The sequence below is a fragment of the Flavobacteriales bacterium genome (genome assembly GCA_030584065.1).
GTDB lineage: Bacteria > Bacteroidota > Bacteroidia > Flavobacteriales_F > PHOS-HE28 > PHOS-HE28.
Genome location: CP129489.1, coordinates 2,508,897 through 2,534,168, shown reverse-complemented (window position 1 = coordinate 2,534,168; position 25,272 = coordinate 2,508,897). Strand labels below are relative to the sequence as shown.

At 65.5% G+C, this 25,272-nt stretch carries 25 protein-coding genes; 10 read left to right on the top strand and 15 right to left on the bottom strand.

What is annotated here, in order from left to right; genetic code table 11:
• Nucleotides 1-16 precede the first annotated feature (16 nt).
• On the top strand, nt 17-946 hold the full coding sequence (locus tag QY325_10730) for a type IX secretion system membrane protein PorP/SprF (protein ID WKZ65235.1): 930 nt from the start codon (nt 17-19) through the stop codon (nt 944-946).
• A 14-nt stretch (nt 947-960) separates the two neighbouring features.
• On the top strand, nt 961-3,129 hold the full coding sequence (locus QY325_10725; GenBank protein WKZ65234.1) for a carboxypeptidase regulatory-like domain-containing protein: 2,169 nt from the start codon (nt 961-963) through the stop codon (nt 3,127-3,129).
• A gap of 77 nt (nt 3,130-3,206) precedes the next feature.
• On the opposite strand, the gene QY325_10720 is transcribed toward QY325_10725, so the two are convergent.
• The 4 genes from QY325_10720 to QY325_10705 all read right to left on the bottom strand — a co-directional run bounded on the left by QY325_10720 (nt 3,207) and on the right by QY325_10705 (nt 6,278).
• Nucleotides 3,207-4,292 carry a hypothetical protein gene (locus QY325_10720; protein ID WKZ65233.1) on the bottom strand — a complete coding sequence of 362 codons (1,086 nt, stop codon included), beginning with the start codon at nt 4,290-4,292 and terminating at the stop codon, nt 3,207-3,209.
• Nucleotides 4,270-4,842, bottom strand: coding sequence for a sigma-70 family RNA polymerase sigma factor (locus QY325_10715; GenBank protein ID WKZ65232.1), 573 nt, complete (start codon nt 4,840-4,842; stop codon nt 4,270-4,272). The genes QY325_10720 and QY325_10715 overlap by 23 nt, the downstream gene beginning before the upstream one ends.
• A 9-nt stretch (nt 4,843-4,851) precedes the next feature.
• Nucleotides 4,852-5,601, bottom strand: a complete 750-nt coding sequence (locus tag QY325_10710; protein WKZ65231.1) for a TonB-dependent receptor — start codon at nt 5,599-5,601, stop codon at nt 4,852-4,854.
• 62 nt (nt 5,602-5,663) lie between these two features.
• On the bottom strand, nt 5,664-6,278 hold the full coding sequence (locus QY325_10705; protein ID WKZ65230.1) for a NifU family protein: 615 nt from the start codon (nt 6,276-6,278) through the stop codon (nt 5,664-5,666).
• 85 nt (nt 6,279-6,363) lie between these two features.
• On the opposite strand from QY325_10705, the gene QY325_10700 reads away from it, so the two are divergent.
• From QY325_10700 to QY325_10685, 4 genes are all read left to right on the top strand, one after another.
• Entirely contained in the window at nt 6,364-6,765 is a 402-nt protein-coding gene (locus QY325_10700) for a hypothetical protein (protein WKZ65229.1), read from the top strand.
• Between the two features lie 75 nt (nt 6,766-6,840).
• Nucleotides 6,841-9,090: a TonB-dependent receptor gene (locus tag QY325_10695; GenBank protein WKZ65228.1), complete on the top strand. Its 2,250-nt coding sequence runs from the start codon at nt 6,841-6,843 to the stop codon at nt 9,088-9,090.
• Entirely contained in the window at nt 9,087-9,440 is a 354-nt protein-coding gene (locus tag QY325_10690) for a heavy metal-associated domain-containing protein (GenBank protein ID WKZ65227.1), read from the top strand. Before QY325_10695 ends, QY325_10690 begins: the two co-directional genes overlap by 4 nt.
• Nucleotides 9,441-9,443: 3 nt before the next feature.
• Nucleotides 9,444-9,962, top strand: coding sequence for a gamma carbonic anhydrase family protein (locus QY325_10685; GenBank protein WKZ65226.1), 519 nt, complete (start codon nt 9,444-9,446; stop codon nt 9,960-9,962).
• Here QY325_10685 and murI read toward each other — a convergent pair.
• The 9 genes from murI to QY325_10640 form a co-directional block, all read right to left on the bottom strand.
• Entirely contained in the window at nt 9,949-10,773 is an 825-nt protein-coding gene (gene murI / locus QY325_10680; protein WKZ65225.1) for a glutamate racemase, read from the bottom strand. The genes QY325_10685 and murI overlap by 14 nt on opposite strands.
• Before the next feature lie 7 nt (nt 10,774-10,780).
• Nucleotides 10,781-11,290 (bottom strand): OmpH family outer membrane protein, encoded by a 510-nt coding sequence (locus QY325_10675; protein ID WKZ65224.1) that lies wholly within the window; start codon nt 11,288-11,290, stop codon nt 10,781-10,783.
• Between the two features lie 11 nt (nt 11,291-11,301).
• Entirely contained in the window at nt 11,302-11,973 is a 672-nt protein-coding gene (locus QY325_10670) for an OmpH family outer membrane protein (GenBank protein WKZ65223.1), read from the bottom strand.
• 30 nt (nt 11,974-12,003) lie between these two features.
• On the bottom strand, nt 12,004-14,532 hold the full coding sequence (bamA, locus tag QY325_10665; protein WKZ65222.1) for an outer membrane protein assembly factor BamA: 2,529 nt from the start codon (nt 14,530-14,532) through the stop codon (nt 12,004-12,006).
• Nucleotide 14,533: 1 nt separating this feature from the next.
• Nucleotides 14,534-15,304 (bottom strand): isoprenyl transferase, encoded by a 771-nt coding sequence (locus QY325_10660; GenBank protein WKZ65221.1) that lies wholly within the window; start codon nt 15,302-15,304, stop codon nt 14,534-14,536.
• 29 nt (nt 15,305-15,333) lie between these two features.
• Nucleotides 15,334-16,179, bottom strand: coding sequence for a DUF6089 family protein (locus tag QY325_10655; GenBank protein WKZ65220.1), 846 nt, complete (start codon nt 16,177-16,179; stop codon nt 15,334-15,336).
• A gap of 128 nt (nt 16,180-16,307) precedes the next feature.
• On the bottom strand, nt 16,308-17,192 hold the full coding sequence (locus tag QY325_10650) for an NAD kinase (protein ID WKZ65219.1): 885 nt from the start codon (nt 17,190-17,192) through the stop codon (nt 16,308-16,310).
• Between the two features lie 3 nt (nt 17,193-17,195).
• Nucleotides 17,196-18,608, bottom strand: coding sequence for a BamA/TamA family outer membrane protein (locus QY325_10645; protein WKZ65218.1), 1,413 nt, complete (start codon nt 18,606-18,608; stop codon nt 17,196-17,198).
• Nucleotides 18,605-19,282 (bottom strand): CBS domain-containing protein, encoded by a 678-nt coding sequence (locus tag QY325_10640; GenBank protein WKZ65217.1) that lies wholly within the window; start codon nt 19,280-19,282, stop codon nt 18,605-18,607. The genes QY325_10645 and QY325_10640 overlap by 4 nt, the downstream gene beginning before the upstream one ends.
• 57 nt (nt 19,283-19,339) lie before the next feature.
• Here QY325_10640 and QY325_10635 point away from each other — a divergent pair, with 57 nt between their 5' ends.
• The 4 genes from QY325_10635 to QY325_10620 all read left to right on the top strand — a co-directional run bounded on the left by QY325_10635 (nt 19,340) and on the right by QY325_10620 (nt 22,581).
• Nucleotides 19,340-20,053 carry a pyridoxine 5'-phosphate synthase gene (locus QY325_10635; protein ID WKZ65216.1) on the top strand — a complete coding sequence of 238 codons (714 nt, stop codon included), beginning with the start codon at nt 19,340-19,342 and terminating at the stop codon, nt 20,051-20,053.
• Nucleotides 20,050-20,844 carry an alpha/beta fold hydrolase gene (locus QY325_10630; protein ID WKZ65215.1) on the top strand — a complete coding sequence of 265 codons (795 nt, stop codon included), beginning with the start codon at nt 20,050-20,052 and terminating at the stop codon, nt 20,842-20,844. Before QY325_10635 ends, QY325_10630 begins: the two co-directional genes overlap by 4 nt.
• A complete protein-coding gene (locus tag QY325_10625) occupies nt 20,841-21,470 on the top strand; it encodes a hypothetical protein (GenBank protein WKZ65214.1) in 630 nt (209 codons plus the stop codon). The genes QY325_10630 and QY325_10625 overlap by 4 nt, the downstream gene beginning before the upstream one ends.
• 76 nt (nt 21,471-21,546) lie before the next feature.
• Nucleotides 21,547-22,581 carry an endonuclease/exonuclease/phosphatase family protein gene (locus QY325_10620; protein WKZ65213.1) on the top strand — a complete coding sequence of 345 codons (1,035 nt, stop codon included), beginning with the start codon at nt 21,547-21,549 and terminating at the stop codon, nt 22,579-22,581.
• A gap of 66 nt (nt 22,582-22,647) precedes the next feature.
• On the opposite strand, the gene QY325_10615 is transcribed toward QY325_10620, so the two are convergent.
• Nucleotides 22,648-23,988: a T9SS type A sorting domain-containing protein gene (locus tag QY325_10615; GenBank protein WKZ65212.1), complete on the bottom strand. Its 1,341-nt coding sequence runs from the start codon at nt 23,986-23,988 to the stop codon at nt 22,648-22,650.
• 18 nt (nt 23,989-24,006) lie between these two features.
• On the bottom strand, nt 24,007-25,272 hold the full coding sequence (locus QY325_10610; GenBank protein ID WKZ65211.1) for a DUF5689 domain-containing protein: 1,266 nt from the start codon (nt 25,270-25,272) through the stop codon (nt 24,007-24,009).

The following is a 25,272-nucleotide window of genomic DNA, read 5'->3' as shown; positions in this document are numbered from 1 at the left end:
CCAAGCTCCAATGAAGATGAGACAGGCCAAACGATGGATGGGGACGGCGCTCGCGCTCTTCCTCGGCACCGCGCTCTTCGCTCAGCAGGACCCGCAGTTCACGCAGTACATGTTCAACCTGCTGGCCCTGAATCCGGCCTACGCGGGCAGCAGCGACAGGGTGAGCCTGAAGGCGCTCACCCGCCACCAATGGGTCGGCTTCGAAGGCGCACCCACAACGCAGACGCTTACGGCGCATAGCCCTGTGTTCAACGAGAGCTTCGCCTTGGGAGGCACCATCATGCGCGATGCCCACGGGCCCATCACCCAATACACCTTCATGGTGGATGCCGCCTATCGGATGTTCCTCGGGGAGAGCAAGCTCGCCTTCGGCCTCAAGGGCGGACTGAACCTGTTCCAAGGCCGTTTCACCGAGCTGAACCCGCTCACCGCGGGCGACCAGGTGTTCCAGCAGAACGTGAACACCAAGCTCGACCCCCAGTTCGGCTTCGGCATCATGTGGTACAGCGACCGGCACTACCTCGGCATCAGCACGCCCAAGCTGCTGCGCACCGAGTTCTTCCAGACCGATTCGCTCGCCTTCGTCAGCCAGCCTGGCCAGCGCCCGCATTATTTCCTCTCTGGCGGCTACGTGTTCGACCTGGGCCTTTACCACAAGTTCAAGCCCACTTTCCTGGTGAAGGCGGTGCAGGGCGCGCCGGTGAGCTTCGACCTCAGCGCCAACGTGCTCTTCTTCGAGAAGTTCTGGCTGGGCGCCATGTACCGGCACACCGACGCGGTGGGCGCGCTGGCGCAGTACCACATCACCAACGACCTCACCATCGGATACGCCTACGACTTCCCGCTCTCGCCCCTGCGCAACTACAGCGGCGGAAGCCACGAGATCATGCTCGGCCTTGAGCTGGGCAAGCCGGCCAAGGGCATCCGTTCACCCCGTTACTTCTGACCATGACGGCACGCATGACAACCGTTCACACGCTGATCGCCGCCGCACTGCTGATGGCCGGGGGCGGCGTGCAGGCGCAGAAGCTGCAGCAGCGCATGGCCGACCGCTATGCCGACGTCTTCGACTACGGCAAAGTGGCCGCGATCTACGAGAACCTCGATGCAAAGGGCCAGAGCGATGCCGCCATCCTGCGGAGGCTGGCCGTCGCCTACAGGAAGCTGGGCGATGCGCCCAGCGCCGAGGGCGCCTACCGACGCCTGATGATCGCACCGGGCCGCACCGCCGATGACCTCCTGAGCTTCGCGGACCAGCTCCGCGCCAATGGCAAGTACACTGAGGCCCTGGAGCAATACGAGCAATACGCCAAGGAGCGCCCCGATGACAAGCGCGTGCAGGGCTACCTGCGCACTCCCGATCTCTTCTTCCGGCTCAAGCGCGACAGCGCCAGCGCCACCATCCGCACCGTGCCCATCAACAGCGCCGAGGCGGACCTCGGCATGACCGTGATGGGCGAGCTGCTGCTCTTCAGCAGCGCACGGGGCGAGGGCCCCGGCGGCCGCAGCTCCTACCCGTGGGATGACCAGCCCTTCCTCAACCTCTACAGCGCCATGCTCAAGGGGGAGACGGCCGAGGAGCCGCTGGTGATGAGGCAGCACATCAACACGCGCTATCACGAGGGCACCGCCAGCTTCGATTCACTGGCCCAGCGCCTCTACTTCACGCGCAACAACGTGTACTACGGCACCGTGAGCCGCAGCCCTCGCGGCGAGCTCAACCTGGCCATCTACTTCGCCGATATCGTGAAGGGCGAGTTCGGCCAGCCGGAATGGGGCAATCTGGTGCCCTTCGACCACAACAGCCCCGACTACAGCACGGGCCATCCCTGCGTGAGCCCTGATGGCCGACGGCTCTACTTCGCGAGCGACCGGCCGGGCGGCGAGGGCGGTGTGGACATCTGGTTCTGCGAGAACCTGGGCAATCAGTGGGGCGCTCCCCAGAACATGGGGCCCAAGGTGAACACCGCCGGCGATGAGATGCACCCCTTCATAGCGGGCAACGGCACGCTCTACTTCGCCAGCAACGGCCATCCCGGGCTCGGCGGGCTCGACCTGTTCTACACGCGCATCGGCGCCAATGGGCCGGGGAACGTGTTCAACCTGGGCTACCCCATGAGCACGCGGTTCAACGACCACAGCCTCCTGCTCCTCAACGACAGCGTCGGCTTCTTCGCCAGCGACCGCACCGGTGGCGTTGGCAGCGACGACATCTACGGGTGCACCATACGGCCACAGCTCATGCGCCTGGCCGGCCGCGTGATCGACAAGGCCACCAAGGCGCCGGTGGAGGATGCCATGATCGTGCTAAAGGACGGCAAGGGCTCCACCGTTCAGCGCGCCAAGCTCGACCTGCAGCCCGGCGGCCGGTTCACCATCGACGCCGAGTACCGCGAGCGCTACGTGCTGGTGGCCAACGCGATCGGCTACAATGAGGCCGAGATGCCAGTCGCCACGAACGATGACCCCTTGGAGGAGATCGTGATCGAGATGGAGAAGTACGACTACGCGGCAGAGGGCACCGTGTACGATGGAGACATCAACCAGCCCCTGGCCGGGGCCACCGTTGTGCTCATGGACGGCAGCGGCACCGAGGTCGCACGGGCCACGACCGATGGAACGGGCGCCTACCGGTTCCCGCTGCGGAAGGAGAGCGACTATCGCCTGGCGGCAGAGAAGGAGGGCTATTTCAAGCAGACGGCGCGCATCAGCACCAAGGGCAATCCAAACCCCGTCATCCGCACCGATTTCCGCCTCTATCCGCTCAAGGTGGACCAGGTGGTGAGGCTTGACAACATCTTCTACGACTACAACAAGTGGAACATCCGTCCCGATGCCGCGGTGGAACTGGACAAGCTGGTGCAGACCTTGGTGGACAACCCCACCGTGCGCATCGAGCTGAGCAGCCACACCGATTGCCGCGGCAAGGATGCCTACAACAAGAACCTGTCGGAGAAGCGCGCCAAGAGCGCCGTGGACTACCTGATCAGCAAGGGTATCGCCAAGGACCGCCTGGTGAGCCGTGGCTATGGGGAGAGCCGGCCGAGTGAGGCCTGCGTGTGCGAGAAGTGCACGGAGGATGAGCATGCGCGCAACCGGCGCACCGAGTTCAAGGTGCTGAGCAAGTAGGTCAACGCACTGGTCCGGGGTTAGGGGACCAAAGGGGGACGGACGGGTCGAGGCAAGCGCCGAGGCCCGTTCGTCGTTCAGGGGCGCGCGTCGGGCCCGCGCCTGGCGGCTGCGCGGTCCGCATAGAAGCCTCGGCCGGCGGCGATGCGGCCGAAGGCCTCCTGCGCAGCTGCGGCCTCGCCCAGCTGCTCCAGGCTGAGCGCGTGGTACCACGCCGCCTCCTCGTCGAAGACGGGCACCGGATGGGTGGCTGCATGGTGCAGCAAGGTGCGCGCACGGCCATAGAGCCCCAGATTGTAGGAGCAGAGACCCGCGTAGAAGAGCGCATTCACATCATCAGGGTACTGCTCCATGAGGAAGCGCAGGTCATCGAGGCAGCCCTTGTGGTCGTTGCGGGCGAACCGGGCGAGCGCCTCATCCATGAAGACGGTGTAGCTCAGGGTAATGGATTCCTCACGCGCCTGCTGCTGCGCGCGCTGATCCGCGAAGCGGGCGGCCACATGCGCATCGGCCAGGGTGAGGGTCGGGTCAGTGGCATAGAGCTCGCGGGGATCGACCACTTTGAGGTCGTGGAGGAACAGCAGCCTGAGGGAGGGGCGTGAACGCCCACTGCTGAGCGGACCGGATGCCTCGGGCCCGCGCTCCATGGCAGGGGGGCGGGCCGGCAGCGGTTCTATGCCGCCGTCGCGTGCGACAGCCGATTGGTCTGCGGTGCGCCGATGCAGCGCGGTGGGCTCATGGCCGATCCTAAGCGATTCCGGTTGCTCCTGGGCGGCCTCGATCTCCGTGGCAGCCAGCACCATCTGCTCGATGCGCGGGGCGGCCGCCTCAGGGTGCGGCACGGGCGCGCCCTCGGGCGCGGGCCTGATCGGCACCATGATCAGGAGCGCGGTGACAGCTGCGGCGAGCGCACCGGCGATCCACCAGCGCCACGACCATGAGCGGACCGGGCGCCGGTCGCGCAGGGCTGCAAGGCCGGCGAGGGCACCGTTCTGGGCCAGGCCTTCTGCAGCATCGCGAAGCAGCGGGTCCGCCTCCAGGTGCAGTTCCACGCGCTGCTGCTCCGCAGGCGGGAGGCGGCCGTTCAGATAGGCTTCGAGCTCCGCGCGCGTCAGCGGGCCTTCAGGCGCGAAGGGGTGCTCAGGGGCGTTCTTGGTCGGCATGGCGAAGGAGGATGAGGCGGAGGTTTCGGCGGCCGTTCTGCAGATGGCTGCGCACCTGTTCGATGGAGAGCCCCGTGCGTGCAGCGGTCTGCTGGTAGCTATTGCGCTGGAGATGAAAGAGGGTGATGCAGGTGCGCTGCGCATCGGTCAGTCCGGCAATGGCACGCTCAAGCTGCTGCAGTGATGCCTCACGCAGAGCGCCCTCTTCGGATTCATCGGCCAGGTGATCGGCGAGGTGGTCGTCCGCGATTCGCGCCGTGCGTCCATCCTTGCGCAGCCGCACCAGGCAGCGGTTGCGCATCACGGTGTGCACCCAGGGCCGGAAGCGATCCACCGAGTGGCGCTCAAGCAGTGCGGGAAGTGCGGCGAAGAGCTCCGTCACTTCGTCCTTGCTGCGGTCGGCGTCCTTCAGGTACTTCATGCCCACGCCGTAGAGCAGGTGCGCATAACGGTCCCACAGCAGCCCCAGCGCGGAACGGTGCCCGCCCCGGAGGGCGAGCACCAGTTCTTCGTCCGAGGGGCCGGGGGATTGCTTGCGGCGCAGGAGCATCGGTAGGCTTCAGTCCGGGTCCGTGCTTTGCGCGCTGCGCTCGGCCGCCAGCATCCGCGCGTGCTGCAGCATCTCGGCGTACGACTTGGTCTCGATCACCACCACCCCGCCGGTGACATCGCCGTAGCGCGCTGGCAAGCCGCCGGTGTATACGCTCACGCTGCTGATTGCAGATGGCGGAATGCGCGGCACCGTTCCGCTCACCTTCACGCCATCGATGAAGCTCACCATGTTCTCTGAGCGCGAGCCGCGGAAGTAGAGGCCGTCGCCGTTCGGGGTGGGTGTCACGCCCGCGAAGTTCTTGCCCAGGAATTGGATCGGATCGCGCCGGGTGGGGTCTTTCTCGAATTCCTCGGCGAGAAGGCTCATCCGGCTGGGGTCATCGACCTCGATGCGCTTGCGGCGGTATTCGATCACCTCCACATCGTCGAATTGCTTGGGCTTCATCCGCACATCGGGCAGATGGCTGGCGCGGTCGGCGGTCACCGCAATGCCCGGGAACTCCTGCGGCTGATTCCCGGTGAAGGAGACGGTGATCGCATAGCGGCCGGGGTCGAGCGGCTTCAGCACGAAGCGGCCATCCAGGTCGGTGGTGGTGCCGAAGAGCTCGCCGTTCACGCGCGTGAACACGTTGGCCATCGGCAGGGGCTGGCCATCGGTGCCGAAGACACGGCCGCGGACCTCGCCGAGGCCCTGGGCATGGAGGGCGCCGCACAAGGCAAGCGCCGCAAGGGTGGGTAGTGCTCTGAGGTTGCGCATCGTATGGCGTTTCCCCTAGGATGCAGGGAGCCGCCGGATCGCACACGCCGGAGCGGCGGCGCCTACAGTTCCTCCGCCACCACCTCGCGCACGCCGGGCACTTCGTGCCGCAAGAGGTTCTCGATGCCCTGCTTCAAGGTGACCATGCTGCTGGGGCATCCGCTGCAGGAACCGCGGAGGGACACGGTGACAACGCCATCCGTGAACGATTTGAAGGCGATGTGCCCGCCATCGCCCTCCACGGCCGGGCGGATGTATTCCTCCAGCACGCGGATGATCCGCTCATCATCGGGGCCTGCGGGCGCAGCATGCGTGGTGGCGCGCTCGTTGGCATCGGCCAGGGCCTGTGCCGGGGCATCCTCGTACACCACGCGGCCATCGGTGTTCAGGTAGTCCTGGATGTACTCGCGCAGCTCCAGCTGTACGAGGTCCCAGTCCACCGATGCGTTCTTGGTGACGCTGATGAAGTTGCCGCTGATGAAGACGGCCGTGACGAAGGGCAGGTTGAACACCTTCTCGGCCAGCGGCGATACGCCCACCGGCTCGTCCGGTGCGCGGAACTCCAGCAAGCGGCCGTCCTGCACCAGCAGCCGGCTGCTCACGAATCGCATCGTGGCGGGGTTGGGCGTCATCTCGGCATATACGGTGACCGGCGGGCGCTTCATGGCGGTTTCCATGGCGCGAAGGTAGGCTGGTGGGCCTCCAAGGATCGGGTCGCTAGCGGGCTCAAGGGACCGGTCCGGCGCGGTATCTTTGGCCCGCATGCTGCTGGGCACATTCCGCCGTCCCGTCGCCGCTTTCACCATGGCGGCGCTGCTGCTGCTCGGCACCAGTGGCGTGGCCCTGTCGCGGATGACCTGCCTGATGGGCGGGCATAGCGTGGTGAGCGTGGGCATGGCTGACGACTGCTGCCCGGAGCAGGACGGCACCGGGGGAATGGCCCTATCGGCGGATTGCTGCGCTTACACCCAGGCCGGGGGCGACCGCCCCGATGCGCTGCAATCGCAGATGCCTGAGTTGGCGCTGCCCGTGGAGGTGTCGGATGCGGTGGCAGTGGTACCTCTGCCGCTGACCGTCAATCGCCCGTGGAAGTGGCTGGATAGCCGCCCGCCGCCGCACGATGCGCCGGGACGGCTCGCGCGCTTGCGGGTACGCTTGGTCTGAGTCGGGGAAACAGCAGCGCCTGAGCGCATGGGGGGCCACCCCCCGAAGTCCCCTGTTTCACCTCGATCGGTCATCATGCATCCCGTACGTTCAATCGTCTTTTCCGCATTGGCGCTCGCACCGCCGGCCCTGGCCCAGGAGGTCAAGGGCGTCGTCACCGCGCTGGAGGGCGGGGAGACCCTGCCTGCGGCCAACGTCCATTGGATCGGCACCACGATCGGCACCGCCACCGATCAGGATGGTGCATTCGCCATTCCTGCTCCAGGCCGCTGGCCTGCCCGGCTGGTGGCCTCCTTCGTGGGATACAAGCCCGATACCCTGCTGCTGAAGGAGCCCCCCACGGCGCCATTGCGGTTCACCCTTCGGTGGGCGGTGGAGATCGGCCCCGTGGAGGTGGTGGAGCGTGTCCAGGGCACCCAGCTCAGCACCCGCACCATCAATTCCACCGAGATCATCGGCCAGAAGGAGCTGAAGCGCGCCGCCTGCTGCGACCTGAGCGAGAGCTTCGAGACGAATGCCACGGTGGACGTGAGCTTCAGCGATGCGGTCTCCGGGACCAAGACCATCCGCATGCTCGGACTCGACGGCAAGTACGCGCAGATGAGTCTGGAGAACGTGCCCTTCGTCCGCGGACTCTCCATCGCCTCCGGGCTCACGCTGATACCGGGCACATGGATCAAGGACATCAACCTGAGCAAAGGCATCGGCACGGCGGTGAACGGCCCCAACGCCATGACCGGCCAGATCGACCTGTGCCTGCTGAACCCGTTGGAGGAGCCGCCGCTGTTCGTGAACCTATACGGGAACAGCCAGGGACGCCTGGAGGCAAACGTGCACACCGCGCAGCGCACCGGTGAGCATAGCGCCAACCTGCTCCTGCTGCACGGGAATTGGTTCGACCAGGCCATGGACCAGAACGGTGATGGCCTGCTGGACATGCCCCGCACCAAGCGCCTCAATGCGGCGAACCGATGGATGCGCCTCGATGAGCGCCGGAGCTCGCAGGTGCTGGTGAGGGCGGTGCATGATGAGCGGCGGGGCGGCCAGGATGGAATGAGCGCGGCAGCCCCTGAGGCGCATGCCCATACCCTCCATGGGCCTTACGCCATCGAGGTCCTCAACCGCATGCTCGATGCTGTCATGAAGCACGGGTGGGTTTTCCGCAACAACCCCACCAGGAGCATCGGCCTCATCGCTGCCGGCCGCTGGCATGAGTCGCGGTCCCTCTACGGGCTCCGTCGGTACGATGGCGAGCAGCGCAGCGCGTATGCGAGCATTGTCTATCAGCAGCTGCTGGGCGATGGCAGGGACCAGGTGAAGGCCGGTCTGACGCTCCAATTCGATGATTACCGCGAACTGTTCCGCAACGACACATTACAGCGCCTCGATCTGGGCCGCACGGAGCGCATGCCCGGCGCCTTCGTGGAGCATACGTTGAAGCGGGAGCGGCTCACGGTGGTCTCCGGCCTGCGGCTTGATGCCAACGACCGCTTCGGCGAAGCGCTGAGCCCCCGAGTCCACGCGAAGTACGACCTCGGCCCGCTCACCGCCATCCGCGCCAGTGCTGGGTATGGGTTCCGCACCGCGAATCCCCTAGTCGAGCAGGCGGCTGTGATGGCCAGTTCGCGCTATGTGGCCATGGAGGGCGAGCTGGGCATGGAGCGATCATGGAATTTCGGCGCCTCTGTCCTGCACAAGTTCAAATGGCTCGGACGGAAGTGGGCGGTGGGCATGGATGCGTATCGCACCGAGTTCCGCACGCAGCTGGTCGCAGACATGGACCGCGATCCCCTGACGCTCGCCTTCTACATGCTGGACGGACCGTCCAATGCCACCAGCGTGCTCACGGATGTGCAAGTGGAACTCACCCGGACGCTCCTGCTCAAGCTCAGTCATCGCTGGTACGAGGTGCGCACCACCTACGACGGCCGCCTCCTCGACCGTCCCTTTACGCCCTCGCACCGGGGCCTCATTGACTTGGCCTACGCCAGCCGCGATGAGCGCTGGCGGTTCGACATCAGCCTGAACGTCTTCGGCCAGGGCCGGATACCGGATACGCGTCCCAATCCCGTGGAGGAGCTCCGCTTCCCGGAGCGCTCTCCGGCATACTCCACCTTGCATGCGCAGGTCACGCATGTGGCAGGTGCTTGGGAGTTCTACTTGGGAGGCGAGAACCTGACAGGAACCCTGCAGCAGCGCCAGGTGATTGCGCCCGACGATCCCTATGGCCCGTACTTTGACGCCAGTTTGATCTGGGGGCCCACCAACAAGGCCATGGTCTATGGCGGTCTCCGCTACACCCTTCAAACGAAGAACCCATCATGAGAACCATCGTTACCGCTCTGCTCATCGGCTGCTGGATCAGCCTTGCCGCACAGAAGGCCCCCGCGCACCTCGATATCGTGAGCAGTACGGTCTGCGACATGTGCGTGCAGACCATCGAGGGGGAGCTCATCTATGAGAAGGGAGTGAAGAAGGTCGTGGTGGATCTGGCCTCCTCCACCGTCCATATCGAGTACGACGCACGGAAGAACAGTCCCGCTGGCCTGCGCGCGGCATTGGTGAAGCTCGGTTACTCGGCCGATGGCGTGCCCGGCGACCCCAAGGCCTTCGCCAAGCTGCCGGATTGCTGCCAGAAGGAGGGCTGCGGCAAGCTGCCTGAAACGAAGCCCTGAGCCATGGCACTGATACGGAGCGTACGGGGCTTCAGCCCGCGATTCGGAGGCGACTGCTACTTGGCGGAGACGGCTGTGGTGATCGGTGACACCGTGATGGGCGACGGCTGCAGCGTCTGGTTCAATGCCGTGGTGCGCGGCGATGTGAACGCCATCCGCATCGGCCATCGGGTGAACATCCAGGACGGCGCGGTGCTGCACTGCACCTACGAGCGCGCAGCGCTCACCATCGGCAGCGATGTGAGCATCGGGCATAATGCCATCGTGCACGGGTGCACGGTGATGGACAAGGTGCTCATCGGCATGGGGGCCATCGTGATGGACCATGCCGTGATCGGCGAGGGCAGCGTGATCGCTGCGGGAGCGGTGGTGCTGCAGAATACCGTGGTCGAGCCCGGCAGCCTCATGGCCGGGGTTCCTGCCAAGCGCATCGGCCCGGTGAGCGCGGACCTATCGCGGAACGAGATCGAGCGGATCGCCCGCAACTATGGCATGTACGCCTCCTGGTTCAAGGAAGGCTGAGCGCGCCATCGAACCAGGCGGCCTGTGCCACCGGGGCGTCGGGCAAGCCCATGCGGCGCATCATGCTTCGGAACGCTGCCGGACTGCCGCTCGTCCAGATGCGCATGCCGCCCGCAGCATCAGTGGGAGCCAGGAGCCCCCGCTCCTCGAGCAGCCGTGCGGTCTGGCGCGCCACCGCAGGAGCGGGGTCGATGACCCGAACGTGCGGCCCCACGATGCGCTCGATCAGCGGCCGTACGATGGGGTAGTGCGTGCAGCCCAGCACCAGGGCATCGATGTTCCGCGCTATCATGGGCTCGAGCCATCCGCGCAGCATCGCTTCCGTGGCAGGCGTATCGAATTCGCCCGCCTCGATCTGCTTCACCAGGCCCGGGCAGGGCTGATGCAGCACCTCCACGCCTTGGGAGAAGCGCTCCACGATGGATGCGTAGAGCTCGCTCTGGAAGGTGGCCACCGTGGCGATCACCCCCACCACGCCGGTGCGCGTCTGCTCGGCGGCAGGCTTCACGGCCGGCTCCATGCCCACGAAGGCCAGCTCGGGCCAGCGCCGGCGCACCTCGGCCAGGGCGGCCGCGCTGGCCGTGTTGCAGGCGATGACGATGAGCTTGCATCCCTGGGCGAGGAGCGCCTCGGTGATGCCCATGGAGAACCCGCGCACCTCGCTGAGCGAACGTGCGCCGTAGGGCATGTGCAGGTTGTCCCCGAAATAGAGCAGGCGCTCCCGGGGGAGCGCCTGCCGAATGGCCGCTGCCACCGTCAGCCCGCCGATACCGGAATCGAAGATGCCGATGGGGCGGTCGCTGCCGGCCACGTGTCGCTTATTGGATGCCCAGCTTGGCCTTCACCAGGGGCATGATGTCCTCGCCCTTGTCAAAGTAAAGGACGAAGCCGGTGCTGATGTCGAAGATGTAGGTGAAGCCCTTCTCGTCAGCCACATCCTTGATGGCCTGGTTGGTGCGCTCCACCATCGGCTTCAGGAGCTCTTCCTCCTGCTTCGCGAGGTCCTCCTGGGCCTTCTCCTGGGCTGTCTGGATGCGCTGCTCGAGCTCATTGATCTCGCGCACGGCCATTTCCTTCTCCGTCTGGGTCATCTTGTCGGCGCGGGCCTGCGCATCGGCCACCTTGGCCTGGTACTCCGCACCCATGGCCTTCAGCCGCTCATCGAGGGTCTTGGCGAAGGCCTGCATCTTCTCCTCGGCGCCCTTGCGCTCGGGCAGGGTCAGCAGCAGTTTTTGGCGGTCGATGTGGCCGAGCTTGACCTGCTGGGCCATTGCCGCTTGCCCTGTAGCGAAGAGAAGGCAGAGGGTGAGAACGAGTTGCTTCATCATGGTTGTCGTGTTCATCGTGGTTGTTTCTCTTCACCGCCGCCGGTGCGTGGCGCGGCTTGGTTGCGGCCGCCATCCCGACCGCCGTCCTTGCCGGGCTCCTCCTGGGGGGGCTCGCCGAACTCCTCGTCGTCCTTGGCTGGTCCGGTGCCCTCGCGCTTGGGGCGGATGCCGAGCTTCTTGAGCACGGCGTCGCTCTTGTCGTACTTGTCGCTGGCGAACAGCAGGTTGCCGCCGTTCTGCCCGCCGATGTCGAACACGGCGACATAGCTGGTGCCGGCCACTTCCTTCACCGCGTTGTAGACACGGTCCTGGATCGGCTGGATCAGCTCCTGGCGCTTCTTGAAGAGGTCGCCCTGCGGGCCGAACCGCCGCTTCTGCAGGTCGCGCGCATCACGCTCCTTTGATTCGATTTCCTCCAAGCGGGAGCGCTTCATGTCCTCGGTGAGCAGGATGGCCTCGGCGTTGTATGCATCGCGCAGGCGCCTGATGGTCTGGTGTCGCTCATCGATCTCCTCCTGCCATTGCTTGGAGAGGCGGTCCAGCTCCTTCTGGGCCGTTTCGTACTCGGGCAGCTGATCGAGGATGTACTTGGTGTTCACGAAGGCCACGCGCTGGGCGTTGGCCGGCAATGCCGCCATCAGGGGCAGCAGCGCGAGGATCGCGGAACGGAGGAGGCGGCGCATGCGTAGGGTGTCGAAAGTAGGCGATGGCTCCTAGAGCTCGCCAAGATCTATGCCGATGGTGAAATGGAACTGGCTCTTGGCCATGTTCGGGGCCGTTGGGACATCGTCCAGGCGCCATCCGTAGTCGAGTCCCATGGGGCCGAACATGGGCAGGAATAGGCGGAGACCGACGCCCGCGCTGCGATAGAGCTTGAAGGGGTTGAACTGGTCGAAGCTGCCCCAGGTGTTGCCGGCCTGGACGAAGCCGAGGGTGTAGATGGTGGCCTGGGGGTTGAGCGAAACCGGGAAGCGCAGCTCGGCCGTGTACTTGCTCACCACGAAGTTGCCGGTCTGGGGCGACAGGGAGAAGTCGTCGTAGCCGCGGAGCCCCACGATTTCACGGCCGTCCAGCTGGAAGCCGGTGAGCGCCGCTCCGCCGAGGTAGAAGCGCTCGAAGGGCGAGTCGCCGATGGCATTGTTGTATCGGCCCAGGAAGCCGTAGCCTGCGCGCACCATCAGCACCAGGTCGTGCTGGCTCTTGGATCGCGTGATGCGGTTGAACCATTGCGTGGTGAACTTCCACTTGTGGAACTCCGCCCAGTTGTAGCGCTGCTCCGCCGGGAGGGCGGCCCAGTCGCGTGCCGGCTGGAGCAGTGAGAAGGGCGGTGTGGCCTTCACCGAAACGGTGACATCGGAGCCGGAGCGGGCGAAGAACGGCGCATCGACCGAGTTGCGCGACAGCTGAGCGCTGTAAGCGAGCACGTTGCTGGTGCCGTTGCTGAAGGCGAAGATGACCTGGCCGCTGCTGTAATTGCGCAGATCGTAGAGCTGGTAGGAGAGGTTCTGGCGCAGGATGAAGAAGTCGTCCGGCACCTGTAGCCGTTTGCCCAAGCCGAGGGTGATGCCGCTGATGAGCAGCGATTGGCGCCGCGGGTTCTCCACGCGCCCGGCCTCGGTGCTCACGTAGCGGGCCTCCCCGTTGGTCTGCACGCTGTGGTAGACGGAGAAGCTGAGCGCATTGGGCTTGCGCCCGCCCAGCCAGGGCTCCACGAAGGAGAGGCTGTAGCTCTGGAAGAACCGGCCATTGGTCTGCGCCCGTAGATTCAGGGTCTGCCCGTCGCCGGCTGGCAGGGGCTGGTACGACGAGGGGTCCGTGATCTTGCGCAGGCTGAAATTCGTGAAGGAGAGCCCCAGGCTCATCACCACGCGGCCCGCGCCATAGCCTCCGCTCAGCTCCAGCCTGTCGCTGGGCCGCTCCTCCACGGTGTACTCCAGGTCCACCAGGCCTGTGCGCGGGTCGGGGATGGGGTTCACGCCCAGCTTCTCCTGGTCGAAGTAGCCCAGCTGGGCGATTTCGCGTTGAGTGCGGATCACATCGCTGCGATTGAACAGCTGCCCGGGCTTGGTGCGGATCTCGCGCCGGATGACGTGCTCGTTGGTCTTCGAGTTCCCCTTGATGATCACGTTGCGGATGCGGTACTGGCGGCCCTCACGGACGCGGATCTCCAGGTCGATGCTGTCGCCTTCGGCCATCACTTCGATCGGCTCCGGGTAGAAGGAGAGGTAGCCGTCGTCCATGTAGAGGGAGCTCACGTCGCGGCCCGTGGGATTCATGTACAGCCGGCTGTCCAGGGTCTTCTTGCTGTACACATCGCCCTTGCGGATGCCCAGGATGCTGTCCAGCCGGCTGGTGCGGTACTTGGTATTGCCGGTCCACGTGATGTTGCGGAAATAGAACTTCTGCCCTTCGTCCACCTCCACTTCGACGCGCACCCGCTTGCGGCTCACCTGGTACATGGTGTCGCGCGTGATCATGGCGTTGCGGTGGCCCTCATTGTTGTAGGTCTCGATGACCCGCGCCTTGTCGGCTTTGTACTCCGCAGGGATGAACTTGCTTCCGGAGAGGAAATTGTACCAGCGCTTGCGCTTGGTCTTCTTCATGGCGCGCCGCAGGCGGGCATCGGCCAGCGCCTCGTTGCCCTGGAAATCCACGTCCTGGATGCGCATACGGGCGCCGCGGTCCACGTCCACGAAGAGCACCACGCTGTTCTCCAGCGCTGAGCGCAGCGTATCGGGCACCTCGCGCATGCGCACATCGGCCATGAGGAAGCCCTTGTCCACGTAATAGGTGCGGATGGACTGCCGAACGCGCGCCAGCAGCGCCTCGTTCACCTGCTGGCCGCGCGCCAGGCCCACCTGCTCATCGAGCTTCTCGGCCTCGCCCTTGCTCACGCCGTTGTACTTGTAGCGGGACAGTCTGGGCTTCTCAGCCACCACGATGTGAAGGAAGATGGTGCGCCCCCGTATCTCGGCGGCTTCGACCGCCACGTCGCTGAACAGCTTCTGGTCCCACAGGTTGCGCACGGCGCGGCTGATGCGGTCGCCGGGCACCTCCACCTTGTCACCTACCTGCAGGCCGCTGAAGAGCTTCACCGCGTTCGGGTCCACCGTGCGGGTCCCGCTCACGGTGATGCCGCCGATCTCGTAGGTCTGAGGCACCCCGTAGTCCATGCTGGGCTGCTGGGCCTGCGCTGCCGCGATGCTGGCAACCGCAAGGGTGAGGACGAGGAGCGCGCGCATCTCAACGGGTGGCCAACTGGTCGCTGGTCTTGCCGAAGCGGCGCTCGCGGCCCTGGTATTCGAGCACGGCCTGGAACAGGTGCTCCTTGCGGAAATCGGGCCACAGGACAGGCGTGAACCACAGTTCGGTGTAGGCGATCTGCCAGAGCAGGAAGTTGCTGATGCGGAGCTCTCCGCTCGTGCGGATGAGCAGTTCGGGATCAGGCATGCCGCGCGTGGCCAGGTGCCCTGCCACCACGGACTCGTCTATGGCGGAGGGCTCCAGCCGCCCGGCGCGTGCCTCCTCGGCGATGGTCTGCGCCATGCGCACCAGCTCCCAACGGGCGCTGTAGCTCAGCGCAAGCGTGAGGGTGATGCGGCTGTTGCCAGCGGTACGGGCGATGGCGCGCTGCAGGGTCTCTCGGCAGCGGTCCGGCAGGCTGTCGATATCGCCGATGGCATGCAGCCGCACGCTGTTCTGATGGAGCTCCTCCACCTCGTCGACCACGGTGCGCACCAGCAGGTCCATCAGCGCATCCACCTCGGCGCGGGGCCGGTTCCAGTTCTCGGTGCTGAAGGCATAGAGGGTGAGGTAGCCCACGCCGATCTCGGTGGCGGCGGTGAGGGCCTCCCTCACCGACCGCACGCCGCTCGCATGCCCCATGATGCGTTGCTCGCCATGGAGCTCAGCCCAGCGGCCGTTGCCGTCCATGATGATGGCGATGTGCTTCGGCACCCTGTCGGGGTCGATGCGCTGCTTGAGGGCGTCGGTATGGGGCTGGGGATTCTCCAAAACGGTCGGCGAAGGTGGGAAGAACGGCGTCACCGCCTGCGCTTCATCCAGTTATACTGCTCATCGCAGTCGGAGAAGCGGCTGATGACATAGGTGATGGTGAGGCCGGAGTAGACGTACCAGTCACGCGTGTTGGCGTCCCCGCGCGCCCGCCCCGTGTTGCTATAGCCGGGGATGCGGTCCTCCAGCCCCGACCGGTCGGCCAGGGCTGCGGCGAGCGGCCCGTTCTCGAAGGCTAGCACGTCGTTGTCGAAGTAGGCGCCGCTCACGTCGTCGATGTAATCGGTCCAGGTGCGCCGCATGCCCCATTCCAGCTGGAAGTCGATCCGGCCGGCATTGAGCTTGAGCCCTGCCCCGAAGGGAATCGCCATATGGTCGACCGCATAAAGCTTGTCGCCTTGCGTGGTGCTTTGCCCTTCGGTGCCCAGCTGCTGCAGGTCGTACCAGGTGTCATCGAGCTGCGCCTTGGGACTGGCCCTGAAGTAGGCCAATCCGCCGAAGACGAAGGGAGTCCACTTCTTCGCGTCCTTGCCCTTGGACCTGTACTTGAAGAAGTTGATCTCGAGCAGCAGGGAGGCTTCGAAAAGCGGGGCCCGGAAGTGGAGGTTGCGCAGCTGCTGAAGGCTGTCCGGCGAATCGCTGTCGTAGGCCTGGAGCGTTCCGTAAAGGCCTTGGAGCCGAAGGGCATACCGGTCGGTGAGGTTATGGCGGAAGACGATGCCGCCGGCGAGCTTGGTGTCCTTCGGGTAGTGGCGGTAGGGGTTCAGGTCGCCGATGTAGTAAGTGGCGCCGACGGTCAGCCCAAGCTCATTCACCTGTCCGGTGACGGCCAAGCCGTTCAGGATGAGCAGGAGAGGAAGGAACCAGCGGTGCATCGGCAGTCTCAACGGAAGTGCTTGGCCGGTGGTATCCGGCTGTCTTGGCCGGGCGAAGGTATCGGTCTGCCCGATGACGCAGTAACGTGCTGGGAATCCGGTCGTTAAGATTCGTGAAAACAATCCAGTCACGGTCTTCCGCTGCGCGCGTCCAATCCCCAATTGAGCTTCTCGCGCAGGGTGCGGAGGAAATCGTGCCCTTCGAGCTGCACCATCTTCATGGAGAAGGGGGCGCGCTGGATCATGACCGAGCTCCGGCCCTCAATGGGGTGGCTGCGGGCGTCGAGGTTCAGCAGGCACAGCTCGGAGCGTGCTTCCAATTGAAGGGTGATCGTGAAGTGGTCGGGAATCACGAAGGGCCGCACATTGAGGTTGTGCGGACAGATGGGGTTGATCACCAGGGCATCGCTGGTGGGGTAGAGGATGGGCCCGCCGCAGCTGAGCGAATAGGCTGTACTGCCGGTAGGGGTGGCGATGATCAGTCCATCCGCCCAGTAGGTGTTGAGGTAATCGTTGCCCAGGTGCACATGCACTGCGAGCATGGTGCTGGTGTCGCGCTTGTGCACGCTTACCTCGTTGAGGGCGAAATTGGCCTCGCCGAGGAGTGCGTCATGCCCGGTGACTTCGAGGAGCGAGCGGTCCTGCAGCGCATAGCGGCCCGCCCGCAGTGCCGTGAGGGCGTGATCCACCTCCTCGAGGCGAACGTTGCTCAGGAAGCCCAGCCGCCCCAGGTTGATGCCGAGCACCGGGATGCCGGCGCGGCCCATCATCGCCACCGTGTCGAGCAGTGTGCCATCGCCCCCGAGGCTGATGCAGAGGTCGATGTCCTGGCGGCCGGGGTCCGTGGGGGGCAGCGTGGCGTCGGCAGGAGGAGCGCCGCTGCGGGCCATCCAGTCGGCCAGCTGGGGGGAGAGCACCGGGCTGATTCCGGCGGTGCGCATCCGCTCCAGCACCTGGGCCACCATGGGGGCCATGGCAGCATCCATCCCGCGTCCGTTCACCGCTGCGCGCATGGCTCAGAAAGGTTGCGTGAAATGTAGGAAGAAGCCATGCTCGCCAAGGGCGTTCAGCGTGTATTCGGCACGCACCACCTGATCATAGCTTGTCACCAGGTCGAGGCCTGCGCCGTACCCGCTCATCCAGGCACCGGCCAAGGGGTTCGCCGCCGCGTACCGACTGTCCCATACCCGGCCGGCGTCAGCGTATAGGTTGAGATAGAGGGCCAAGTAGAGCGTGCGGAAGGCCTCGGCGGGCATGAATTCGGCGCGCCGCGTGCGCGGCCGCAGCAGCTGCACCACCAGGTTGCCTTTGCCCAGGACGAAGGCCTCGCCGTCGATGACATAGTACTCATAGCCGCGGACGTAGTGGGCATAGCCCAGCCCTTCCTGCACATAGTAAGGCGGCGTGCCCAGCGTGCCCTTTCCGCGCAGCCCCGCCGCAAGGCTCACGGGTTCGCCCAGCTTCCACCATTTCTTCAGGCTGGCGTATGCGGTGGTGATGCCGGGCGCATTCACATCGAGCAGGCCGAGGCCGAGCCGGTCGATGCGCAATTCTGCGAAGTGCCCCGAACGGGGGTAGGCCCTCATGTCGCGGCGGTCCCATACCATGCCGTAGCCGATGCTCAGGAACCGTGTAGCGCCGCCGCCGCCAGCGAAGTACTCCGCAGCCACTTCCAGCACGGTATCGCTCACCGCCGCCTGCACGAACCCCGCGCGTAAGAAGTGGCGGACATCATGGCTGGGCCTGAGGCTCACCTCGAGGTCCGCTTTCTGCTCGTTGCGGTTGGGGCCATTGGCGCGCCGCAGCAGGAGGCGCCGGTTCGCGAGGGTGCCCGCGGTCACCTCGGCCTGTTCGGTGTAAGAGGCCCCGATGCTGATGCCCCAGCGCTGCCGCGCATCCACGTTCGGCACCTTGTAGCGGAACCCGAACTGGCGCGCATAGCCGAATTGGGCCTTCAGGTAGATGGTCTCGTTGCGCCCGCGGAAATTGTACTTGTAGAGGTATCCGCCATAGTTCACGCGGTCGCCATCGCGATTGAAGGTCCGCCACCAGGTGTTGAAGTTCGGGTCGGCCAGCTGGAAGATGGGGGAGGGCCAGATGGTCCACCGCTCGTTCACGGACACCTCCACCATCACATGCGTCAGGTCCAGGTACACCGGCAGCACCGACACGGTGTTGAAGAGCCCGGTGTTCATCAGGTTCTGGCGGCTGCGCTCGAGGCGCTCGTAGAGGGCGGTCTGGGTGAGCGTGTCCCCCTCGCGCACCAGTACCTCGCGCACGATGATGCGCTCCTTGGTGGCCTTGTTGCCCGCCACGGTCACGCCCATCACCAGTACGCGCCCTTCAGCAAGGGCCGTCTGCTGCGCCAGGGCGGCTGCCGTCGGTCCGGTCAGGAGCAGGAGGAGCAGCGGTCGCGCGAGACGGGTCACGGGTTGATGAAGCGCATCAGCTCCTCGAATCGGTCGCGCAGGTCGTCGTGGAGCTTGCTCCCTTGGTAGGTTGTCTTCACGAAGTAGTCGTAGCGCTCGAAGCTCCGCAGCACATCGCTGATGTCCTCGCGGTTGATCTTCAGCGTCACCTCGATGCGCGTGGAATCGGGCAGGGTGCGGGTGTACACGCTCAGCACCTTGCCGTCATTCGATTCAACCAGCCTGGCGATCTCGTGCAGGCTGTAGTCGCGCACGTTCATCTCCAGCACCACGATGCTTCCCGGCTCATGGATATTGGTCACCTGCGCGAGCCGCTTGAGGGCCTCATGCTCGGTGATGGCCCCTTGGTACACGCCCAGTTCATCCAGCACGGGCACTACGGTGAGCCCGCGCTCGCTGAAGAGCTTCATCACCTCGTAGATGTGCTGTCCGGCACGAGCATAGGGGAGCTCCACGCTGTCCATCACGCTGGCCACAGTGGCGCGCGCATCGTTGCGGTCCACGAGGTCCTGATCCTTCACGAGGCCCACCAGGCGCTGGCCCTCCACCACGGGCAGGTGGCTCACCTTGAACTCCTCCATCCAGTCCAGCGCGCGGCCTGCATCGTCCTGCGGGCGCAGCGGCGGGATGTCGGCGGTGATGAGGTCGATGGCGTGCATGGCGGTAGGCTCCATGGCCGGCTACTTTTGCACCGTCCGCGCAGGGAGCGGTTCAAAGTAACGGAACCACGGGTGACACGCCTCAGCGTCAACATCAACAAGCTGGCCACACTGCGCAACGCGCGGGGCGGCAACAACCCCGATGTGCTCCGGTGGGCGGAGGAGATCCAGCGGTTCGGGGCGCACGGCATCACGGTGCACCCCAGGCCCGATGAGCGCCATATCCGCCGTGCCGATGCGCGTGCGCTGCGGGCGGTGGTCACCACCGAGTACAACATCGAGGGCTTCCCTGATGCCGCATTCCTGGACCTGGTGTGCGAGGTGCGCCCGGACCAGGTGACCTTGGTGCCGGACCCGCCGGGCGTCCTCACCAGCAATGCCGGATGGGATGCCCGCGGGCGGAAGGACGAGCTGAAGGCGGCCGTGGCGCGCATCCGCTCCGAGGGCCTGCGTGCCTCGCTTTTCATGGGCACGGACACCGAGCAGATCGCGCATGCCGCTGAAACCGGCGCGGACCGCATTGAGCTCTACACCGAGCCGTATGCCGCCGGCTTCAGTCGCGATCCCCGGGCTGCGGTGGCACCATTCGTGCGGGCAGCCGAGCGCGCTGCGCAATTGGGGCTGGGAGTCAACGCCGGCCACGACCTTGACCTGCAGAACCTGCGCTGGTTCGTGCAGCATGTGCCTGAGGTACTGGAGGTCTCCATCGGGCATGCCCTCATCTGTGATGCCCTCCTACACGGCATGGCGAACACCGTGCAACTCTACCTGCGGGAGCTGCGATGAGCGCGGTCGACCTTCATTACCGCAGGCTGGGTGCACCCGGATCCGTCCCGGTGGTGATCCTGCACGGGCTCTTCGGCACCAGCGACAATTGGGGCAGCATCGGCAAGGAGCTATCAGAGCCCACGGTGCCGGGGGTGCCGGCGCTCGATGTGGTCCTCGTCGACCTGCGGGACCATGGCCGGTCGCCGCACACGGATACCACTTCCTACGGGCTGATGGCGGCCGATGTGCATGCCCTGGTGCAGCGCCTCGGCCTGCAAGGCATCGTGCTCGTGGGCCACAGCATGGGCGGCAAGGCGGCGATGGTCTTCGCGCAGCGCTGGCCCGGCCTGCTACGCCACCTGGTGGTCATCGACATCAGCCCCAAGGAGCACGCGAACAACCACGCGCACATCATCCATGCGCTGCGCACGGCCGACCTTTCCAGCGGCCGTTCACGGAAGGAGGTCGAGGCGCACATCGCCGCCCATGTGAAGGAGCCCGGCGTGGTGCAGTTCCTCCTCAAGAACCTGTACTGGAGGACCGATGATCAGCTGGCCTGGCGCATGAACGTGCCCCTGCTGGAGCGTGACCTGGATGCCATCCTCGCATCGATCGGCCCGGAGACGGTGTCCGTGCCCACGCTGTTCATCAGGGGCGGCCAGAGCGATTACATCCTGCGCGAGGATATCCCCGCCATCCGGGAGCAGTTCCTGCGCAGCAGGGTGGAGACCGTCCCCTTCGCAGGCCATTGGGTTCATGCGCAGGCCCCGGACGAGGTGATTGCCTGGATTCGGCAATGCGCGGGATGAGGCTGCTGCTGGCTTGGGCGGCCGGGGGTCTGGTCATGGCGGCTTTCGGCCAGGCCGATACACTTTGGGCGCCTTACCAGGGCGGGATGGACCTGCGGGAGGGCATCTACCTCGACTTTCGGGCGTTCCGCTACAATGCGCCCTCCGTTCCCCTCGAGCGCCTACGGGACGACCAAGGTCTTCCGGTGCGTGATCTGCGCGCCGTGCTCAGCCGCCTCCGCTACCAGCCGGATACCGGCGGGGTCCAATCGATCCGGCTGGATCGGATCTGGGGATTCTGCCAGAACGATGTGGTCTATGTCGCAGCAGGCGACGGTTTCTTCCGCATCGGGCTGATGGGCAGCCTGGCCCACATGCTCTACGAGCGCTCCTACAGGGATTGGGACCCCTTCCTGTACGGGGCGGGGACCGTCACGCGGACCGTGCTCGTGCAACAGCTGATCGATATGGAGACCGGGCGGGCACTTCCCTTCGATGCCGCCGGCATGGATGCTGCACTGGCGCATGACCCGCTCCTTCAGGAGGAATTCCGCCGCCTGCCGAAGAAGCAGCGGAACAGCGATGAGGCCCTGTTCCGCTTCCTGCGGCACTATAATGAGCGCCACCCGCTGCTCATGCCCCGGTGAGTTGGCGGGATGATCGGCACGGACTTCGAAGTGAAGCGCCGGAGCGGTCTAATTTGGCCGCCCATAGCTCCGCCGCATGCGCCACTTCTTCGCCCTGGCCCCTTTCGTGATGCTCCTGCCCCTCATGGCCTGTGGACAGGCGAAGAAGGAGTATCAGGCTGCTCTGGTCGGATTCTACAACGTGGAGAACATCTACGACACGCTGGATGCCCCTGGAGTGGACGATGCTGAGTTCCTGCCGGGCAGCGCCAAGCAATGGGGCAGCCAGCGGTACTGGCGCAAGCTGGAGAAGACCGCGGGCGTCATCGCGGCGATGGGCAAGGACCTGCATCCGCAGGGCATGGCCATCGTGGGCCTCGCGGAGGTGGAGAACAAGCGGGTGGTGGAGGACCTGGTGTCCCGTGAGGCGCTGAAGGGGCGCGGCTACCGGGTGGTTCACGAGGATGGGCCCGACCGAAGAGGCGTCGACGTTGCGCTCATCTACAATCCAGCGATCTACAAGGTTTACGCGCACAGGAGCTACCGCCTGCACGTCGCTGACACCGCGTTCCGCACGCGCGACCAGTTGCTGGTGAGCGGTGTCCTGGACGGTGACACCACGCATGTCATCGTGGCGCACTGGCCGTCGCGGCGCGGAGGGGAGCAGCGCAGCGCCCCCAAGCGCAAGGCGGCCGCTGAGCTTGGGCGGCGCATCGTCGATTCGCTGCTGGCCGCGAACGCCGACGCGCGCATCTTGTACATGGGAGACCTGAATGATGACCCCGTGAATGCCAGCGTGACCCGTTTCTTCGGCGCCACGGGCGACAGGGCCAAGGCAGTGGATGGCACATTCTTCAATCCCATGCATGAGCCCTATCAGAAGGGCATCGGTTCCCTGGCGTGGCGCGACTCGTGGAACCTGTTCGACCAGGTGCTCGTCTCACCGGGCCTGGTGAGCGGTCAGGGAGGGCGCTACAGGTACTATGGTGCGCGGATCTACAATGAGCCGTACCTGCGCCAGACCGAAGGGAACTTCGCCGGCTATCCCAACCGCACCTTCGTCGGTGACACCTATCAGGATGGCTACAGCGACCACTTCCCGGTCTTCCTGATCCTCGTGAAGGAGGTGTGAGCCTCCCGGATGCACGAAGCCCCGCCTTGGAACCTCCAAGCCGGGGCCTCGTGCTCACTGGTCCCCTCAGCGCTGCACCACCACGCGGGTGCGGATCACGGACTCGGCCGTGCGCAGGGAGAGCGTGTATGCGCCATCAGGCAGGCCGGCGAGGTCGGCCACAGGGTTCATCAGCGGGCCGCTGAGGACCAGGCGTCCAGCGGCATCCGTGACGCTGAAGTCCGCCCCACCGTTGGGCTCCCAGCCGCTGAGCCGCACCATGCCGTTGGTGGGGTTCGGGTAGGCCAGCAAGGCGCCTTGCGCCTGCTCCGCCACGCCGCTGCCGAACTCGATGTCGGCGAGGAAGCGGGGCTCCAGCTTGCGGGCGTTGAAGCTGTAGTTCATCACACCGGTGATGGTGTAGAAGGTCCCCACGGTCGGGGTGTACGCGAAGAGCAGGTCGTTGATCATGATGCTGCCCCCGGTGGTGCTGGTGGCGAGCCATTCGCCGAAGTTGTCGGGCAGCGCCGTGCAGCCGACATCCGGCACCTTCACCAGCACGCCCTCCCATTGCTCCTCATTGGCTTGGTTGGGGGTGAGCACTTCGGCGGCAGGCACGGCGAAACCGCCCTCTGCCGCGAAGGAGGTGACGTTGGTGAGGCGGGTGTACTGGAAGCTTTCCTCCACGGAGGCCGTGATGATGACGCTGTCGCCGAGGGCCACCGCGTTGGTGGCATCATTCACGTAGATGCCCGTCCACGGCCCCGTGCCGCTCTGGATGAAGTAGCTATCGGCCCCGATGGTGTCCACCGCGGTGACGATGCCCCCCGTGGTCACGATCTGACCGGCGAGCGGCGAAGCGCCGCCCGGATCGGCGGTGAACTGGATGGCGTAGATGCTCACGGGCTCGGGCGGGGCGGCTTCGGTGATCGTCACATCGTCCACCACCAGGTGTTCCGGGCCGGCCGTGCTGCGGACGGACAGGATGAACTCGGCGGAGGCGAAGTCGTTGGCGGCGGAGATCTGCTGGGTCACCTGCGTCCAGGTGCTGCCGGTGGAGACGAAGTAGTTGGTGTAGGGCGCGTATCCTGAAGTGCCGCCCGAGGGCCGGTCATCGAAGAGGCCGGTCCTGATCTCGCCGGTGCCGCGCACCCAGTAGGTCACATCGTAGATGGCCCCGTTGGTGACGGGTACCGGTTGCGTGGTGAACCGCCGATGGCTCGTGGTGCTGTTCTGGAGGCGCACGGCGAAGGTGCCGCCATGCACATCCGTGGTCACCTGGGTCACGCTGTCGGCGCTCAACGAGGTCTTGCTGCCCATCCATTCAGCGGGCACTGTGTCGTTCCAGGTCTCGAAGCCGCTGGTGAAAACCTGTGCGCCCGCTGCTGCGGACCACATGACGGCAAGGGCGAGTACTGCTGTTCTCATGACATTAGGGTTTGGTGGTCATTGGATCTGGACGTCGTCGATCCGGAAGTTCGTTGTCTGGCCGTTCGGGCCGCTTCCGGTGTAGCGGAAGCCCACCACGAAGGCCCCGGTGTAGCCGGGGGGCAGGGCGGCCCCAAGGTCCACTGCACCGCTCTCCACCCACACCTGGTCGGCTGTGGACGGGGTGGCATAGGCGCACGTAAGCGGCGCCCAATTGGCCGTGGCCAGGTTGCCGATGCTGTAATTGGTACTGATGAAGAGCGCGAAGGGATCGTGGCCGGCCACGCCGAATCCGCGCTGCGAGCGGAACGAGAGGGTCATGCCGGGGCTGTAGGTGACCGGCGGGGTGACCAGCCAGGATACATCGCTGGCATTGCTCGAGGAGAACGAGGTCGCCTGCACGGCCATGTTCCCGCTCACCGAGGTGCCGCGCCAGAAACGGCTGCCGAGCTGGGCCTGGTTGTTCCAGCAGTCCAGGTCCACGTCCACGTTGGCGGTGGTGGTGCCGAAATCCTCCTGAACGGCTGAAGCGGCGGCGCAGAGCTCGGGAAAGGGGTCGCAGCGGTCACCGGTGAGCTGCACCTCTGCGATGTTCCGGATGAACAGCTGCATGTCATCGTCGAACTGCCCCACTACCGCAACGAAGCTGCCGTTGCCTGCGGGAAGCGGTTGACCGGCGAAGTTGGCATAGCCGCTGTTGCGGACGATGATGTTGGCGCTGCAGTCGCTCAGCGTCCGGTTCACGGTCACCTGGTTCACCGCATCGGCGTAAGGCTGCCCAACCTCGGCCTGGATGAACTCGACGCCCTCCAGCCGAACCAGCTTGCCTTGCATATCCGGGGTCACTTGTGCGACGGTCACCAGCTGGGGCTGCTTCTGCACGCCCACGGCCTGCTTCACCGTGTTATTGTCCACATCGACGCTATCGAGCTGCAGCATGCCGCGATAGGAGCTGAGTATCGTACCGGGAAGGTAGATGCGGATGCTGTCCCCTTGGTACAGTCCCCCGGAGTTCACCAGGCGGATGACGATGCCTCCGGTGTGGTCCTGCACGTAGACGTTCTTGTAGAGGTTGCCGTTCTGCTCGTCGGCGGTCACCACGGCGTAGACGCTGCTGTCGCCACCGAAGCGCTTGGGCGTGCCGGAGTAGAGACCTCGAAGCTGTGCCACCGTGAGCACCTCGCCAACCGGCAGGGTCCTCTGGGGCGGGGTATCGAGCTCCTTTTCGCAAGAGGCCAGCAGCAGCGCTGCAGCGGAGAGGAAGAGAAGAATATTGCGGGTCAT